Annotated in this window: 2 pseudogenes; one reads left to right on the top strand and one right to left on the bottom strand. The window is 69.4% G+C overall.

Going from position 1 to position 914, the window contains the following annotated elements:
• Positions 1–289: pseudogene (locus A5622_RS23780) on the top strand (hypothetical protein); the annotation flags it as partial.
• 1 nt (position 290) lies between these two features.
• Here A5622_RS23780 and A5622_RS23775 read toward each other — a convergent pair.
• A pseudogene (locus tag A5622_RS23775) lies at positions 291–914 on the bottom strand (VWA domain-containing protein); the annotation flags it as partial.

The raw sequence follows: 914 nt of genomic DNA, 5'->3' as shown, positions 1-914 counted from the left end.
GACGATCTCGTTCGGCACCCCGTACGGCACCGTCGACTACGAGGGCGCCACCATCCCGGTTCCGGTGGACGACCAGACCCTGCAGAAGATCTGCGAGATCACCGACGGCCAGTCGTTCCACGCCGACAGCCTGGACTCGCTGAAGAACGTGTACTCGACGCTGCAGCGCCAGATCGGCTACGAAACCGTGAAGGGCGACGCCAGCCTGGCCTGGATGCTGCTCGGCGCGTTCGTCCTGGCCGGCGCCATCCTGGCCGGGCTCCTGCTGAACCGCAGGCTGCCCGCCTGAGTCAGCTGGGCAGGCGCCGGTTGATCAGCAGTGCCAGCGCGGTCGCGATCAGGGCGGTCAGCACGGCCAGCCGCAGCCAGCCGGAGCTGCCCGGCCCCGGCACCGTGCGGTAGCCGATCTCGTTCTCGATGGCGTTGTAGCTCTTTTCCAGCTCGCCCAGGGTGGTGGCGGTGTACGACTGCCCGCCGGACAGCTTGGCCACCATCTTCATCTGGTCGGTCGAGACCGGGACGGCGATGCGCTGCCCGTCCATCTCGATCTCGCCGCCCTTCGTGCCGAACGAGATCGTCGAGATCGGCACGCCCTCGTCCTTGGCCAGCCGCGCCGCCGTGTAGACGCCGTCGTGCGGATCGCTGGGATTGGAAGGCTTGTTCTCGCCGCCGTCGGACTCCAGCACGATGCGGGCCGGCGGCGGACCGTCGCCGCCGCCCATCACCGAGCCGACCGTCGCGATCGCCTGTAGCGCGGTGAAAATGCCTTCCCCGGTAGCGGTTTTCGGGGCCGGCGCCAAGCTGTCGATGCCCGCCTTCACCGCGCCGCGGTTGGTCGTCGGCGGCACCAGCAGCGTGGCGTTGGCCGCGAACTCCACCAGCCCCAGGTTGATCGCCGGGGTCAGCTGGTCGGC

Source organism: Mycobacterium sp. 1245801.1, from assembly GCF_001673055.1.
GTDB lineage: Bacteria > Actinomycetota > Actinomycetes > Mycobacteriales > Mycobacteriaceae > Mycobacterium > Mycobacterium europaeum_A.
This window is presented reverse-complemented; position numbering and strand designations above follow the sequence as displayed.